This window comes from Streptomyces sp. NPDC104761 (assembly GCF_055583445.1).
Map to the genome: position 1 here is coordinate 1 of NZ_JBVJNZ010000048.1, position 1,175 is coordinate 1,175.

Consider the following 1,175-nt stretch of genomic DNA (forward strand, 5'->3'; position numbering starts at 1 on the left):
GTTTAGGGTACGGGCCGCCATGAAACTCGCTAGAGGCTTTTCTCGACAGCATAGGATCATCCACTTCACCACAATCGGCTCGGCATCAGGTCTCACCCTCATGTCATCCGGATTTACCTAGATGACGGGCTACACCCTTACCCCGGGACAACCACCGCCCGGGCTGGACTACCTTCCTGCGTCACCCCATCACTCACCTACTACCACTTTGGGTCAGCGGCTCCACCACTCCCCTTTGCCCGAAGGCTCCAGGGCGGCTTCACGGCCTTAGCATTAATGGGTTCGATGTTTGACGCTTCACAGCGGGTACCGGAATATCAACCGGTTATCCATCGACTACGCCTGTCGGCCTCGCCTTAGGTCCCGACTTACCCTGGGCAGATCAGCTTGACCCAGGAACCCTTAGTCAATCGGCGCACACGTTTCCCACGTGTGAATCGCTACTCATGCCTGCATTCTCACTCGTCAACCGTCCACAACTACCTTCCGGTGCTGCTTCACCCGGCAGACGACGCTCCCCTACCCATCCCAGAAGGCGTTGGCCCTAATTCTGGAATGACACGACTTCGGCGGTACGCTTGAGCCCCGCTACATTGTCGGCGCGGAATCACTAGACCAGTGAGCTATTACGCACTCTTTCAAGGGTGGCTGCTTCTAAGCCAACCTCCTGGTTGTCTCTGCGACTCCACATCCTTTCCCACTTAGCGTACGCTTAGGGGCCTTAGTCGATGCTCTGGGCTGTTTCCCTCTCGACCATGGAGCTTATCCCCCACAGTCTCACTGCCGCGCTCTCACTTACCGGCATTCGGAGTTTGGCTAAGGTCAGTAACCCGGTAGGGCCCATCGCCTATCCAGTGCTCTACCTCCGGCAAGAAACACACGACGCTGCACCTAAATGCATTTCGGGGAGAACCAGCTATCACGGAGTTTGATTGGCCTTTCACCCCTAACCACAGGTCATCCCCCAGGTTTTCAACCCTGGTGGGTTCGGTCCTCCACGAAGTCTTACCTCCGCTTCAACCTGCCCATGGCTAGATCACTCCGCTTCGGGTCTTGAGCGTGCTACTCAACCGCCCTGTTCGGACTCGCTTTCGCTACGGCTACCCCACACGGGTTAACCTCGCAACACACCGCAAACTCGCAGGCTCATTCTTCAAAAGGCACGCAGTCACACC

At 57.0% G+C, this 1,175-nt stretch carries 1 rRNA gene; it reads right to left on the bottom strand.

What is annotated here, in order from left to right:
* Positions 1-1,175 (bottom strand): 23S ribosomal RNA (locus tag ACZ63F_RS43025); the annotation flags it as partial.